We start from the raw sequence: 14,518 nt of genomic DNA, 5'->3' as shown, positions 1-14,518 counted from the left end.
CGAAAATGGCGGCAAGAACGTCTTACACGCATCGCCGACACTGCCGTCCCTGTGCAGTGTCCTCATTCATCTCCTGCTCCGCTCATCCCGCCGAGCAGCATCGAAACAAGGGAGACAGACATGATCAGCACCACTCTCACCAAGATGATCGCCGCTGGCGCAGTGGCCGCCACGATGGCTGGCTGCGTCGCCATGGACGACCCCTACTACCAAGGCGGCTATCAGGGTGGCTACGGCGGTGGTTATTCCACCACCACGACCTACAGCAGCTACCCCGCATGGCAAGGCCCCGGCTACTACTACGACGGCGGCTACTACCAGACGAACCCCGGCATCAGCGGCGCCATCTTCATCAACAACCAGAACGACTGGCGCTATCGCGATGACGAGCGCCGCCGTGACTGGGAGCGCCGCCGCGATCAGGATCGCCGTCAAGACCAGGCGCGCCAGGAACAAGCCCGCCGGGATGCCGATCGCCGCCGTGACCAGGACCGTCGTGAAGCCGACCGCCGCCACGAGCAAGACCAGCGAGAGGCTGATCGCCGTCGTCAGGACGAACAGCGCCGTGCAGCCGAATCCCGCCGCGACTGGGGCAACAACAACCGTCCTTATCCCGTGCCACAACCGCAAAACCAGAATCCCGAAGCGCAACGCGACTTCAACCGCAGCGAACGCATCCTGCGCCAGCAGGAACAACGCCAACTGCGTGACCCCAACCCACAGGTCAACCGCGACCGCGCCGAGATCTTCGAGCGCCAACGCCAGCAACGCGAGTCCGAGAACCGCAAGAACCAGAACCCTTGGGGTACAGGCAATAGCCAAGGCAACTGATTCGGATGAGAATGGTGCGAGGGAACCTCTGCACGAATCGGATCGACGCGTGCCAGCGCAGCCTCGGGCGGTCTTCCGCGTTGAAAATCCTCGTGATAGCTACGGCTATCCCTGCGGTTTTCGCCTTGAATCCCATCCCGATCTGCTTCTGGCCGCTTGTCGATCAACTCGCGCAGAGATTCCCTAGGTAACAACTTGCGCTTGCCGCCATTCATCCATTGCCGTTGACCGAACCATGAGCACTGATCGCAACGCCCAGAAATCGCCACGCCGCTTCGTGCGGTCCGTGGCGTTGTTGTTTGCAGGAACGCTGCCACTCATATGGTCGGCAGGCGTTGGTGCCCAGGTCATCCGCTGCACCGACCCGGTCACGGGCAAGGTCAGCTACACCGACGGCAAATGCGCGAGCGGCAACAGCGCGCTGGAAATTGAGGCCAAGAAGTCGCCCGACGACATCAAGGCCGAACGCGAGCAGGCGGCGCAGGCGCAGGAACGCTCCCGCGAGCGGCTTCAGCAGGACGCCAAGCGCCGTCAGGAAAACACAGAACTGCAACGCCGTGAACAGGAAAGTCGCAATCGATCGCAGGCCGCAAGCCAGACCAATCCAGCCGACTCGCAAGCCTGTGCACAGGCACGGCGCAATCTCGAAGATGTGCAGGGCACTCTGGGCCAGGGCATGTACGATGAATCCACCCGACTGGCCGACGCACAGCGCAACGCGGAACGTGCCTGCCTGACGCCCGACCAGTGGGTGCGCGCACAGCGCGATGCGCAGAACAACACCAACCACAATTACTACCAGACCTATCCGTATGTGGTTCGACCACCGCATGTGGTGCGCCCGCCGGTCCAGCCCCTGCCAGACCCCAAGCCCCCGGTCTTCACCAACTGCAACGTGTTCCGCTGCACCGACGCCAAGGGCAACGTCTACCCGCGCTGATCAACGCCGCACCGGCTCGCCGCGCAGGCCCTGCATCACGGTGGGATAGCGAAGTCGCACGCGCAGCTCCTCATGCATGCGCCGCGCTTCAAGGCGACGCGATTCGCTCATGAAACTCAGCAGCGTGACCGGCAACTGATCCTTCGCCGCATCGCGCGCCACACGCGGCGGGCGCGGCAGGCCGAACAGATCGGCCGCCATGTCGAAGTAGTCACCCATCCTCATGTCTGTATCGTCGCGCACGTTGTAGACCCGCTGCGCCTTGCCGCGCCACAGGGCAGCAAGGCAGGCTCCCGCCAGATCGTCGGCCTGGATGTGGTTGGTGTAGACATCGTCGCGCTCCTTGAGCACCGGCGTGCCGCGCTGCAGCCGCGCCACCGGCGTGCCGCTGGGACGATCGAGGCCATAGATGCCCGGCACGCGCAGAATGCTCACCCGCACACCAGCGCGGCCCAGGTGGCGCATGGCGCGCTCGGCATTCACCCGGCGTTGGGCGCGCGGCGTGGCTGGAGCCACGGTGCGGGTTTCGTTCACCCATGCGCCGTCGCAATCGCCATACACGCCGGTGGTTGATGCGTAGACCAATGCATCGGGCAAGGCGCGCAAGCGCAGCACACGGTTGAGGTTTTCGCTGCGCACATCACGCCACCATTGCGCGCCGGTTTCGCCCTCACCCGGCGGCGGTGCCAAATACAGCACACGCTGGAAAACGCCTGCCAGCCGCGCCAGCGAAGCCTTGTCGTCCAGGTTGCCCAGCAGCGGACGCACTCCGGCTGCACGCAGTTGCGGCGAGCGCTCGGCCGATGTGGTCAGCGCCGAAACCGAAACCCGCGCCGATCCGGCATTCAACTGCCGCGCGGCGCGCATGCCCACGTCACCACAACCGACGATCAACACCCGCATCCGGCGAAAGCGTGCCGGTAGCGCTCCAAGGGGACTTTGGTTTGAGGGCAAAATCGATACCTTTGGGAGCTATGCCGCGCCGTCCGACGGTCCGCGCGAATGCTCCATGACAAGTAGACAAAAGAATTCCAAGGATACCCGCAACATGACGAGCGAGCAGACCACAACTGCCACCTTCCACATCAGCGTTCAGCCCAGCGGCCGCGCCTTCACAGCACAGAGCGACGAAACCATTCTCGCCGCCGCCATCCGTGGTGGCGTGGGCCTGCCCTACAGCTGCAAGGACGGCTCCTGCGGATCGTGCAAGTGCAAGAAGCTCAGCGGCTCCGTGGTCCACAAGGAACACTCCGAAAAGGCGCTGTCCGCCGTCGAGGAAGAAGCCGGCTTCGTGCTGACCTGCAGCGCCCGCGCGCTGACCGATGTGGTGCTCGAATCGCGCCAGGTCACCGATGAAAGCTCCTTCCCGATCAAGAAGCTGCCCGTGCGCGTGGCCGCGCTCAACCGCCTTTCGCACGACGTGATGCAGGTGAAGCTGCAACTGCCCGCCGCCGACCACTTCAAGTACCACGCCGGTCAGTACATCGAATTCATCCTGCGCGATGGCTCGCGCCGCGCGTATTCGATGGCGACCGCGCCGCACTTCCAGGAAACCACGCCGGGCGTGGAACTGCACATCCGCCACATGGCTGGTGGCAAGTTCACCGACCATGTCTTCGGCGCGATGAAGGAAAAGGAAATCCTGCGCGTGGAAGGCCCGTTCGGCAGTTTCTTCCTGCGCGAAGATTCCGCAAAGCCCATCATCTTGCTGGCCTCGGGCACCGGTTTCGCCCCCGTGAAGGCGCTGATCGAGCACATGCAGCACAAGGGCATCAAGCGCGCGATCACGCTGTACTGGGGCGGCCGCCGACCCGCCGACCTGTACATGGACGCCTGGGTGCGCGAGCGCGCCGCCGAGATGCCCAATCTGAGCTACGTGCCCGTGGTGTCCAACGCCGAGGCCGAAGACCAATGGACGGGCCGCACCGGCTTCGTGCACAAGGCCGTCATGGAAGACTTCGCCGACCTCTCCGGCCACCAAGTCTATGCCTGCGGCGCGCCCATCGTGGTCGATTCGGCACGCGCGGAATACTCGGCAGAGCGTGGCCTGCCGGAAGAGGAATTCTTCGCCGACGCCTTCACGTCGGAAGCCGACAAGCACAGCGCATAAGCGCAACAGTCGGCCCAAATCAGTCAGGCACTCAGGCGATCAACTCTCGGCACAGTTCTGCGCAGTGGCGGCAAGCCTCCGCGCAGTCCTGGCAATGATCGGCCTCGTGGTTTTCGCACTCGGTCGCGCAGCCTTCGCAGATGCGGGCGCACAGTTCGCAAATGGCCGACACATGCGAGCTGTCACGCGCCATTGCCGAGGCGGCCAGTCGGCAGACTTCGGCGCATTCGACGTTCTGCGCCACGCAGTTGAGCATGTGCTCCGCATGCACATCGCGCAGACAGGCCGCAGCGCAGAAGTCGCAGAGCAAGGCGCAGCGCGAGCAGGCCGCTATGCATTCCCAGTAACGGGACTCTGCCAGAGAGGTGGGTGCGTCAAGCATGTCACTCCTTTCCCCTTCGTGAAGGTCGCTGGCCATGTCAGGCGAGGAAGCTTTCTGCGCGCCAGCCACGCAGACCCCTTTATAGAGACACAGGAATCCGCCATTCTGTAGGACTTGACAGCAATCTGTGCATGGAAGTTGCAAGCATTGCCAGCCACTTGTCAGAATTTTTTGCACAATAGAGAGCCTATGAACCGCAGAAACCTTCTCCTTACGACTGCAGCCGCCAGCTTCATGGCCCTGACAGCCCCGTTGGCCGCGCACGCTGAGGATGCACCCATCCGCCTCGTGGTCCCCTACGCACCGGGCGGTCCGCTGGACGCCACCTCGCGCATTCTGGCCGAGCGTGTTCGTGACTCGCTGGGTATCGTGGTCATCGACAACAAGGCGGGCGCGGGCGGCAACATCGGTGCCGACATCGTCGCCAAGGCAGCGCACGACGGCCTGACCATCGGCCTTGCCGCGACCGCAACGCACGCAGTCAACCCCTGGCTGTTCTCCAAGATGCCCTACAACGCGGACAAGGATTTCGCGGGCATCACCCAGATGGTCCGCGTGCCCAACGTGCTGGTGATCAACGCCGCGCACGCCGACAAGCTGAACATCCACTCGGTCGATGACCTGATCAAGTACGCCAAGAACCACCCCGCCAAGCTGAACTACGGCAGCGGCGGCAACGGCAGCGCCGGTCACCTTGCTGGCGAAATGTTCAAGCAGCGCGCCGGCGTCTACGCCCTGCACATCCCGTATCGCGGAGCCAACCCCGCCCAGCTCGCACTGCTGGCTGGCGAAGTGGACTTCAACTTCGACAACCTCGCCGCAGCCGCCCCCAACATCAAGGCAGGCAAGCTCAAGGCTCTGGCTGTGACCTCGCTCGAAGAGTCGCCCATGCTGCCCGGCGTGCCCCCGCTGTCCAAAACCTTCAAGGGCTTCTCCATCGACACCTGGTGGGGCCTCGTCGCTCCAGCAGGCACACCCAAGGCGGTGATCGACAAGTTGAACAAGGCCTTCACCGACGCCCTGAAGTCGCCCGAAACCAAGACCAAGTTCGCCACCATGATGGCCGAGCCCGTGCCGACCACGCCCGAGCAGTTCGACCAGTTCATGGCCACCGAGCGCGCCAAGTACCAGAAGCTGGTGAAGGCGTCCGGCGCAAAGGTGGATTGAGCGGCCGACAGCCCCGATCCCCAAAAACAAAGCACCCAAGGCCGCGAGGCCCGGGTGCTTTTTTCATGGGGGTGGATGAACGCGCTCTCAGCCCGTGCTCGGACACCATTCCGCAGGCGCTGCCTTGCGCTCGATGCGCTGTTCTGCCACCAGCACCTTCTGCCGATCGGTGAGTGCCGTCAGCACCTGTTCGCCCAGCAACTCCGCCATCGGCAACAACACAAATGCCCGCTCGTTCCAGCGCGGATGCGGCAGCGTGAGGCGTTCGGTGGTCATGACCAGATCGCCAAAGCGCACGATGTCCAGATCGAGCGTGCGCGGGGCGTTGCGATAAGGGCGCTCGCGACCGGCATCGCGTTCGATGGCCTGCAATCCGTCGAGCAAGGCAAACGGCGAGAGTGAAGTGCTGATCTCAGCCACGGCGTTCAGATAGTCCGGCCCAGTCGCATCCACCGGCGCACTGCCGTAGAGCGAGGACACGCGCAGCACGCGTGTCTGCGGCAAGGCGGCGATGCTTTGCACGGCCTTTTGCAGCGCGAGGCGGGCGTCACCCAGATTGGCACCCATGCCAATCCAGGCGGTTTGCAACTCAGCCGACATCAATCTTCTGAGGAACCGTGATCCGAGGAAGGTCCGCCCTGCTCTCCGCCACCGGCTGGCTTGCGGCGACGGCGGCGGCGCTTCTTGGTTGCGGCGTCACCCGCAGCTGGTGGATCGCCGATTTCTGCGTGCTCGAAGGAACCTTCGGGTTCGCGCGGCGCAGTGGATTTGGAATGGGCCTTGGGCTTGTCTGCAGCCGTTGCGGCGGCGGGAGCGTTGCCCGACTTCGGAGCACGCTTGGCCGCTGGCTGGGCCTTGCGCTGCTTGGCGCGCTGTTCTTCGCGGGCCTGCTCCATCATGTCGTCGCGACGCGAATCGTCGGCCTGCTGGAACTCCTGCCACCATTCGGCGAGATGTTCGTCAACCTCACCCACATCCGCACGCAGACGCAGAAAGTCGAAGCCTGCGCGGAAACGCAGGTGCGCGACCATGCCGTAAGGCGTGGAACCAGAACGCTTGTCGAAGCGCGGCTGCATGACCCAAATCTCGCGCATGTCGGCGGCGAGCTTGCCGCGACCAGAGACATCGCCAATGCGCTTGTCGAACACATCGTCGATGGCGTCCTGCAGCGCGGGGAATGGCTGCTGACGCTGCATGCGCTGGTCCCAGCCGGTCTTCACGTCCTGCCAGAGCACGCAGGCGAGCAGGAAGCTCGGCGCCACGGTCTTGCCCTCGCCCACGCGACGGTCGGTGTCCATCAAGGCGGCTTGCACGAACGGGTGATCGGCACGTTCGACCACAACGTCGAGCAGCGGATAAATGCCCTTGGCCAGGCCCAGCACCTTGAGCTGCTCGATCGATGCGATCGCGTGGCCGGTCTGCAGCAGCTTGAGCATTTCGTCGAACAGGCGCGACTGCGGCACGTCGTGCAGCAGGTGTTCGGATTCGACCAGCGGCTTGGCGGTCTTGGGATCGAGCTTGAAGCCGAGCTGCGAGAGCTTGGCCGCAAAGCGCACGGCGCGGATGATGCGCACCGGGTCTTCGCGGTAACGCGTGGCCGGGTCGCCGATCATGCGCAGCACTTTTTTCTTCGCGTCTTCGATGCCTTTGTGGAAGTCCACGACGACCTGGGTTTCCGGGTCGTAGTACATGGCATTCACGGTGAAGTCGCGGCGCGTGGCGTCTTCGTCCTGCGGGCCCCAGACGTTGTCGCGCAGCACGCGGCCGCTCGCGTCCACGGCGTGCTGCATGCCTGCGAGCTGCGCCTTGCTGGTCTTTTCGTTGCCGCTGACTTGCTCGGCGGCCGCGTTGTCGAGGAAGGCGCGGAAGGTCGAGACTTCGATCACCTCATGCTCGCGGCCGCGTCCGTACACCACGTGCACGATGCGAAAGCGCTTGCCGATGATGAAGGCGCGGCGGAACAGGCCCTTGACCTGCTCGGGCGTGGCATTGGTCGCCACGTCGAAGTCCTTGGGACGCAGGCCAAGCAGCAGATCGCGCACAGCCCCGCCGACGATGTAGGCCTCGAAGCCCGCCTGCTTGAGCGTGCGCACCACATCGGTGGCGCGCTTGTCGACGAGTTCAGGGTCGATGCCATGCACCGACACCGGTACATCCACACGCTTGCCGAAGCGGCTTTTGCCCTTGGCTGCTGCGGTGCCGGTTTTTTTGCCCAGCAATTTGTCGATGAAGGTTTTGATCATTGCTCTTGGGGAAACAGGTCCAGAATGCGCCAGCCTTTTTGCTGCGCGAGCGCGCGAAGGCGTTGGTCAGGGTTGGTCGCCACCGGATGTTCCACCTTTTCGAGAAGCGGCACATCGTTCATGGAATCACTGTAGAACGTGCATTCCACATCGTCCCAGCCCAGATTGCGGTCCTTGAGCCAGGCTTCCATGCGCAGCACTTTGCCTTCGCGCATGGACGGAATGCCGTCCACCTCACCCGTGATCCAGCCATTCTCATCGCGCTCGAGCTTCACGGCAATCAGGTTCTTCACGCCGAGTTCGCGGGCGATGGGCTCGGTCACGAATTCGTTGGTCGCGGTGATGATCACCACTTCATCGCCTGCTTCGTGGTGCGAACGCAACAGATCGAGCGCCACTGGCTTGATGGCCGGGCGGATCACCTCGTTCATGAACTGCTCGTGCGCAGTGGCCGAATCGGCCTTGCCGCGCAGGCGAACGGCTTCGGTGGCAAAGCGCACATAGTCGTGCACGTCCAGACGTCCGGCGAGATAGTCGTCGAAGAACGCCTGATTGCGGCGACCGAACTCCTCCTTGTCGGCCCAGCCGATGCGGATGGAGAACTCGCCCCATTCGAAGTCAGAGTCGAGCGGGAGCAGCGTGTGGTCCAGATCGAACAGCGCCAGTCGCGGCTTTTGCACCGAAGTTTTGAGATTCATTCTTCTTGATGTGTTGATGGCACCGACGGGCTTGTGGCACGTGCGGCGTCCGGTTCGTCATTCGTGCTGCAGCATGTCCTTCAGCAGGGGAATGGTGATGGCGCGCTTTTCGCGCAGAGAGTAGCTGTCGAGGCTGCTGAGCAATTGCATCAGACTGCCCAGATCGCGCGAAAAACGCTTGAGCATGTAGTCCATCACATCGTCCGAGAGAAACACGCCGCGCGCGTCCGCCTCCTGACGCAGCACCTTGCGGCGCTCGGTCTCGTCGAGAAAATGCAGCTGGAACACATGGCCCCAGCCGAGGCGGCTGCGCAGATCGTCGCGCAGCGGCAGATCGGCCGGAGGAAGCTCACCCGCCGCCAGAACCCAGCGCGGATTGCCGACCGCCGGATTCAACGCGTTGATGAACCAGTTGAAAGCAGCGGCCTGCTGCTTGCTGTTGTAGAAATGCACCTCGTCCATGATCACCGCCACCCAGCGCTCGCTGAACGCGGCCGGATCGCTCACCGACGCATCGAGCCACCCCACGGATTGCCCCTGCTCGCGCAGGGCTTCGTAGGCGGCACGCAACAGATGCGTTTTGCCGCATCCGGATTCACCCCATAGATAAGTGGGAACGGGCGAACGCACATAGGTGTGGCCGGAACCAACCGACAGACGCAGATGCGCCAGTGCCTCCTGGTTGGTGCCGACGAAGAACCGATCGAAAGAGGGGCCCGGCGCCAGGCCGATGTCGAGCGCCAGTTGCTTCACGCCGTCACCCCGCTTGCCTCGGGCACGCAGGCGCACAACCGGACACCGGCAGGATGGGCAAGGACAACGGACTTCGGGATGAATGGCATGGGACAAGCATCTGAGGCGATTCAGCCAGCCACCCGCGTCGCACAACAGAGCGCAACGCCAGTGAAACCGGCTCAGCCGACATGAACAGCAGGCGAGAACCCGAGGATTTTAGTGCCTTGAGCGGCCTCGTCCTTTCATGAGGTGAAATTGGGTGCAAATCAATTCGCCGAACGGCCCGATTGCCACGGATTGCCACAGATTGACAGTGCGATACAGCGCGGTATTCGCAGCGAATTCAGGCAAGCCCTTAAAATCGCCAATGTTCTGCCTGCCAAGCGGGCTTCAAGCACCCCCTGAATTGCGATCCATGAGCTCCTCCACTCCTTCCACCCCCATTTCCTACAAAGACGCCGGCGTTGACATCGACGCGGGCGACGCACTGGTCGAGCGCATCAAGCCGCTGGCCAAGAAAACCATGCGCGAAGGGGTGATGGCCGGTATCGGCGGCTTTGGTGCGCTGTTCGAAGTGCCCAAGCGCTACAAGGAACCCGTGCTGGTCTCCGGCACCGACGGCGTGGGCACCAAGCTCAAGCTGGCCTTCGAGTGGAACATGCACGACACCGTCGGCATCGACCTGGTCGCCATGAGCGTGAACGACGTGCTGGTGCAAGGCGCCGAGCCGCTGTTCTTCCTCGACTACTTTGCCTGCGGCAAGCTGCATGTCGATACGGCTGCAGCCGTGGTCGGCGGCATCGCCCGTGGCTGCGAACTCTCCGGCTGCGCGCTGATCGGCGGCGAAACCGCTGAAATGCCCGGCATGTACCCCGATGGCGAATACGATCTGGCGGGCTTCGCTGTCGGCGCCGTCGAAAAGTCCAAGATCCTGACCGGCCAGAACGTCAAGCCCGGCGATGTGGTGCTGGGTCTGGCCTCGGCTGGCGTGCACTCCAACGGTTTCTCGCTGGTGCGCAAGTGCATCGACCGTGCTGAAGCAAATGGCACCATCCCCGAGCAGCTCGACGGCAAGCCCTTCAAGCAAGCCGTGATGGAGCCTACCCGCCTGTATGTGAAGAACGTGCTCGCCGCGCTGGAAAAGCACCCGATCAAGGCACTCGCCCACATCACCGGCGGCGGTCTGCTCGAGAACATCCCGCGCGTGCTGCCCGATGGCACGGCCGCCCACCTGAAGGCCGGCAGCTGGCCCCAAACCGAACTCTTCGCCTGGCTGCAGAAGACCGCCGGCATCGACGACATCGAGATGAACCGCACGTTCAACAACGGCATCGGCATGGTGGTCGTGGTTCCCGCTGAAGCAGCCGACGCCACCGCCGCCACCCTTGCCTCGCTGGGCGAGAGCGTGCACCGCATCGGCGTGGTCGCCGAGCGCGGCGAAGGCGCTGCAGTCGTCGTCGCTTAAGTCTTCTAACGCGGAGATCTATGCACACCGCGTCGCCTGCGCCCGTTCCACAAGAACAACCACCACAGCCCCCGAATCACCACAACGGGGGTGGGCGCAAGCCCTTTCGCGGCGTGGAGGTGGCGAGCTATCTGCTGATGGCCGCCATGCTCTTCCTGGTGCTGCACTACAGCCTGCTGCCGGGGCTGCTCAGCGTCTGTCTGGGCTTTCTGGCCACCCGCTGGCTGGCCGTCAAATTCACCTGGCTGCGCAGGCGTTTTCCGCGCAAGGCGGGCAAGGTCGGCTTCGGGCCGGGGCTGGCGGCCACGCTGGTGATTCTGGCCCCCATGGTGCTGATCGCACTGGCGCTCTCGCACTCGCGTACTTACATCGTGGATGCGCCTCAGCAATACAAGGAACTGCTGGATTTTCTGGCCGACACCGTGCTGGAGCTGCGCCAGAAGCTGCCTGAAGACCTTGGTGCCATGCTGCCCGCAGGCGCGGAAGAGCTGCAAAAGGTGATGGCCGCCTACCTCGGTGCCAAGGCCGGAGCGCTCGCCATGGCCGGTCGCGCCTGGCTCACCGGACTGCTGTACGCCTATGTCGGCCTGATCATCGGCACGCTCGCCGCCGTGCGCCATATCAGCAACCACCGCGGCCCGCTGGCCGTCGAGCTGATCAAGCGCATCACGCTGTTCGGTGAAGCCTTCCGCCAGATCGTCGCGGCGCAGTTCTGGATCGCCTCGTTCAACACCGTGCTCACCGCGCTGTTCCTGCTCGCCATCCTGCCGATCTGGGACCTGCAACTGCCCTACACCCCGGCGCTCATCACGCTCACCTTCTTTGCCGGGCTGATCCCCATCGTCGGCAACCTGCTGTGCAATGCGGTGATCACGCTGGTCGGCCTGTCGGTCTCGCCCGCAGCGGCCGCCGCCTGCCTGCTGTTCCTGATCCTGATCCACAAGGCCGAATACGTCATCAACGCCAAGGTCGTCGGCACGCGCACGCACATGGGCGTGTGGGAACTGCTGGCGGTGATGTTCGTGGCCGAGGCCATCTTCGGCCCGTCCGGACTGGTGGCCGCGCCCCTGTTCTACGCCTATCTCAAGAAAGAGCTGGAAGCCTCGCACCTGGTGTGAGCGCCACCCAAGCCCTGCCCTCTTTCGGTGCGCCCACGGCCACCTCAAACAAGCGAGCATCACCGATTGATTAACGTCAATCCGGTGATGTGCCGTGTGCGATTCTCCCAAGCACCCCACCAATTTGGTGCAGGCTTCGGCTATGCTGGAAGCCGGTCGCGGGCCCCAAGCTTCTCACAATGAAGAATGCAGCCAGGGCCTGCGGAATCCATCGGACAGCCTTTTACCGAAACGCTCAAGAGAGAGATTGGAGACTTTGCAATGACCATTCTGGTTGCCTATGTCGCGCGCCCCGAGGGCCGCGCCGCTCTGGACAAGGGTATCGAGATCGCCACCCGCCGCAACGAACCCCTGGTGGTGGTGAACGCCGGCCCCGGCGGCCATCAGGAAGACCCCGCGCTGATCAGCGGCTACGAAGCCGAGCGCGTCGAAGAACGCTTGGCGACGCTGGGCATCCAGGCCGAGTTCAAGCAATTCGTGCGCGGCAAGAGCGCCATCGACGAAATCGAAGCGCTGGTGAGCGAACTGGACGTCTCCGTCCTCGTCATCGGCCTGCGCAAGCGCACGGCGGTCGGCAAACTGCTGCTGGGCAGCATGGCTCAGGAAATTCTGATGAATGTGGACTGCCCGGTGCTGTGCGTGAAGGCGACCTGAGCACCCTCTGACACTCCAATGAAAAACTGCGTACGGCCTTCTGGGCAGTACGCAGTTTTTTGTTTCCTTGCGCGCTTGGTCGAATCAGTAGACTTGCGGCACGATCAGGTTCGCAGGCACTGGCTGGCGGAAGTACTCGGGATGGCGCACGCGCTCGGGCAGCACGACTTCGGGGTGCGCCACTTCCTGATAAGGCATCTGGGTGAGCAGATGCGCGATGCAGTTCAGGCGTGCTTTTTTCTTGTCGTCCGCAGGCACCACCCACCACGGCGCTTCGGGGATGTGGGTGCGCTCCAGCATCGTTTCCTTGGCCTTGGTGTATTCCTCCCAGCGAACGCGGCTCTGGAGGTCCATGGGGCTGAGCTTCCACTGCTTGAGCGGATCGTGGATGCGTCCGAGAAAGCGCAGATGCTGCTCTTCGTCGGTGATCGAGAACCAGTATTTGATGACGCGAATGCCCGAGCGCACGAGCATCTTCTCGAACTCGGGCACGCTGCGGAAGAACTCTTCGTACTCGTCGTCGGTACAAAAGCCCATCACATGCTCGACGCCCGCGCGGTTGTACCAACTGCGGTCGAACAGCACGATCTCGCCCGCCGCTGGCAGGTGCGAGACGTAGCGCTGAAAGTACCACTGCGTGCGCTCGCGGTCGTTGGGTGCGGGCAGCGCGGCCACGCGGGCCACGCGCGGGTTCAGGCGCTGGGTGATGCGCTTGATCACACCGCCCTTGCCTGCCGCGTCGCGGCCTTCGAAGATGATGACGATCTTCTCGCGTGATTGCTGCACCCAGTCCTGCAGCTTGACGAGTTCGCCTTGCAGGTGGAACAGGCTCTTGAAGTAGTCGCGGCGCGCGGCGCTGTCCACCAACGGACGCTCACCGTTTTCGTCGATGTAGCGATCGTCGATTTCTTGTTCAAGTTCTTCGTCATAGCTGTCCATGAGGTCGTCAGCCATGCGTTGCATGAAATCTTGGGGGTCTAGTGCGGAGTTTTGAAACATAGGAATGGACCTACAAACACGCGCTGATGATGACCCGCTCGCGTGACAACTCCATGACATACCAATGACAAATCAAAACATGTCACGGTCCTGACATGCGCGGATCGAGGGCAGACGCCGGACGCTCGCCGGGCACCCGCCGAGATTCGCCAAGTCGTCAGCTCTGCGATTCGCGCAGTCGCAGCAGCAGTTCCTGAATGGCTTCCGCGTCGACGGACATGCCTTCGTGCTGGAGATAAATCTCCAGATCGGTGATCGCGTCCAGCATGTGTCCGCGCTCCACATGCGCAAAGCCCCGGTCGCGCCATTCGTTCCAGGCCTCGGGCAGGAGCGCGATGAGGCGGCTCTGCACATCGATCAGGCGTTGCCAGTCGCCTTCGGCGCGGTGGATTTCCTTCAGATTGCGCAGCATGCGCACCAGAATCTGACGGGACGAGGCCGAGCGCAGGTACTCCGCCAGCTCGCGCAGGCTGCCATCGGTGACATCGCTGCGGTCGGAGACGAAGGTTTCCAGCCGCTCGCTCAGATCCTCGCGCGAGAGCGAGCGCCCGGTGGTCGGGTCGATCACCACCTGCCCCTCGGGCAATTGCACCTTGACGAGGAAATGGCCGGGAAACGAAATCCCGTAGGCCCGCAGATTGATACTCTGCGCCAGCTCCAGCCACAGCAACGCCAGCGAGATCGGAATGCCGCGCCGCGAGCGCAACACCACGTTCAGGTAGCTGTTGTCGGGATCGTAGTAATTGTTGAGATTGCCGCTGAAGCCCAGATCGTTGAAGAAGAACTGGTTCAGCACCGTCAGCCTGCGCATGGGCTCCGCGGCGGGCTCGATCATGCGATTCAGGCGCGCCTGAAGCTGATCGACCTCGTCGAGCACCTGCTGCACATCGAGCAGCGGATAGGCATCCTGCGCGATGCAGGTAGCTGCCTCGAGCAGCGGAATGGATTCCTGCTGACTACCTTCGCGCACCAGGCTTGCAAAGTATTCCAGCGGGGTGGGAACATTGAATTGCAGTGACATAAGCCTTCCCTCAGCTACTGGACATGGGTGTTGGTGTCAGAAACACCGCGTCCGGTTCCGTTCGATACGAGCAACCCGGCTTTCGTCTGCTCTCCTCGAAAGCCAACTGATCAACCAATCAACCAACCAACCAATCAATCAGCCAGTCAACCAAC

The 14,518-nt window shown here is 63.1% G+C and carries 15 protein-coding genes; 7 read left to right on the top strand and 8 right to left on the bottom strand.

The annotated features are described in order from the left end of the window. The first annotated feature begins 120 nt into the window (after positions 1–120). A complete protein-coding gene (locus G7048_RS18630; RefSeq protein ID WP_166069586.1) occupies positions 121–831 on the top strand; it encodes a hypothetical protein in 711 nt (236 codons plus the stop codon). A 235-nt stretch (positions 832–1,066) separates the two neighbouring features. Next, positions 1,067–1,771, top strand: a complete 705-nt coding sequence (locus G7048_RS18625; protein WP_166069585.1) for a DUF4124 domain-containing protein — start codon at positions 1,067–1,069, stop codon at positions 1,769–1,771. On the opposite strand, the gene G7048_RS18620 is transcribed toward G7048_RS18625, so the two are convergent. Next, on the bottom strand, positions 1,772–2,725 hold the full coding sequence (locus G7048_RS18620) for an NAD-dependent epimerase/dehydratase family protein (RefSeq protein ID WP_166069584.1): 954 nt from the start codon (positions 2,723–2,725) through the stop codon (positions 1,772–1,774). Positions 2,726–2,819: 94 nt separating this feature from the next. Here G7048_RS18620 and G7048_RS18615 point away from each other — a divergent pair, with 94 nt between their 5' ends. Beyond that, positions 2,820–3,881 carry a CDP-6-deoxy-delta-3,4-glucoseen reductase gene (locus tag G7048_RS18615; RefSeq protein WP_166071049.1) on the top strand — a complete coding sequence of 354 codons (1,062 nt, stop codon included), beginning with the start codon at positions 2,820–2,822 and terminating at the stop codon, positions 3,879–3,881. Positions 3,882–3,912: 31 nt separating this feature from the next. On the opposite strand, the gene G7048_RS18610 is transcribed toward G7048_RS18615, so the two are convergent. Further along, positions 3,913–4,263 carry a four-helix bundle copper-binding protein gene (locus tag G7048_RS18610; RefSeq protein WP_166069583.1) on the bottom strand — a complete coding sequence of 117 codons (351 nt, stop codon included), beginning with the start codon at positions 4,261–4,263 and terminating at the stop codon, positions 3,913–3,915. A gap of 189 nt (positions 4,264–4,452) precedes the next feature. Between G7048_RS18610 and G7048_RS18605 the strand changes: the two genes are divergently transcribed. Further along, entirely contained in the window at positions 4,453–5,430 is a 978-nt protein-coding gene (locus tag G7048_RS18605) for a tripartite tricarboxylate transporter substrate binding protein (protein ID WP_166069582.1), read from the top strand. 87 nt (positions 5,431–5,517) lie between these two features. Here the strand turns inward: G7048_RS18605 and folK are convergent, their stop codons facing one another. Genes folK through hda form a run of 4 tightly spaced genes read right to left on the bottom strand, consistent with a single transcriptional unit; the run spans position 5,518 to position 9,124 of the window. Next, positions 5,518–6,030 (bottom strand): 2-amino-4-hydroxy-6-hydroxymethyldihydropteridine diphosphokinase, encoded by a 513-nt coding sequence (gene folK / locus G7048_RS18600; protein WP_166069581.1) that lies wholly within the window; start codon positions 6,028–6,030, stop codon positions 5,518–5,520. Next, positions 6,030–7,673, bottom strand: coding sequence for a polynucleotide adenylyltransferase PcnB (gene pcnB / locus G7048_RS18595; protein ID WP_166069580.1), 1,644 nt, complete (start codon positions 7,671–7,673; stop codon positions 6,030–6,032). Before pcnB ends, folK begins: the two co-directional genes overlap by 1 nt. Continuing rightward, entirely contained in the window at positions 7,670–8,371 is a 702-nt protein-coding gene (locus G7048_RS18590) for an HAD family phosphatase (RefSeq protein WP_166069579.1), read from the bottom strand. Before G7048_RS18590 ends, pcnB begins: the two co-directional genes overlap by 4 nt. A gap of 57 nt (positions 8,372–8,428) precedes the next feature. Then, positions 8,429–9,124, bottom strand: a complete 696-nt coding sequence (gene hda / locus G7048_RS18585; RefSeq protein WP_166071048.1) for a DnaA regulatory inactivator Hda — start codon at positions 9,122–9,124, stop codon at positions 8,429–8,431. Between the two features lie 397 nt (positions 9,125–9,521). Here hda and purM point away from each other — a divergent pair, with 397 nt between their 5' ends. The 3 genes from purM (at position 9,522) to G7048_RS18570 (ending at position 12,343) form a co-directional block, all read left to right on the top strand. Next, entirely contained in the window at positions 9,522–10,571 is a 1,050-nt protein-coding gene (gene purM, locus G7048_RS18580) for a phosphoribosylformylglycinamidine cyclo-ligase (protein WP_166069578.1), read from the top strand. A 20-nt stretch (positions 10,572–10,591) separates the two neighbouring features. Next, complete coding sequence (locus tag G7048_RS18575) at positions 10,592–11,689, top strand: AI-2E family transporter (protein ID WP_166069577.1); 1,098 nt, start codon at positions 10,592–10,594, stop codon at positions 11,687–11,689. 261 nt (positions 11,690–11,950) lie between these two features. Next, entirely contained in the window at positions 11,951–12,343 is a 393-nt protein-coding gene (locus tag G7048_RS18570) for a universal stress protein (RefSeq protein ID WP_166069576.1), read from the top strand. Positions 12,344–12,427: 84 nt separating this feature from the next. Here G7048_RS18570 and ppk2 read toward each other — a convergent pair whose 3' ends face one another. Next, the gene (gene ppk2 / locus G7048_RS18565; protein ID WP_166069575.1) at positions 12,428–13,342 is read right to left on the bottom strand and encodes a polyphosphate kinase 2; all 915 of its coding nucleotides are present in this window, start codon (positions 13,340–13,342) and stop codon (positions 12,428–12,430) included. Positions 13,343–13,499: 157 nt separating this feature from the next. Further along, a complete protein-coding gene (locus tag G7048_RS18560; protein WP_166069574.1) occupies positions 13,500–14,363 on the bottom strand; it encodes a SirB1 family protein in 864 nt (287 codons plus the stop codon). Between the last annotated feature and the right edge of the window lie 155 nt (positions 14,364–14,518).

The sequence above is a fragment of the Diaphorobacter sp. HDW4B genome, from assembly GCF_011305535.1.
Taxonomy (GTDB): domain Bacteria; phylum Pseudomonadota; class Gammaproteobacteria; order Burkholderiales; family Burkholderiaceae_C; genus Diaphorobacter_A.
Note: the sequence above shows the minus strand (reverse complement) of the source record. Positions and strands in the feature narration are given on the sequence as shown.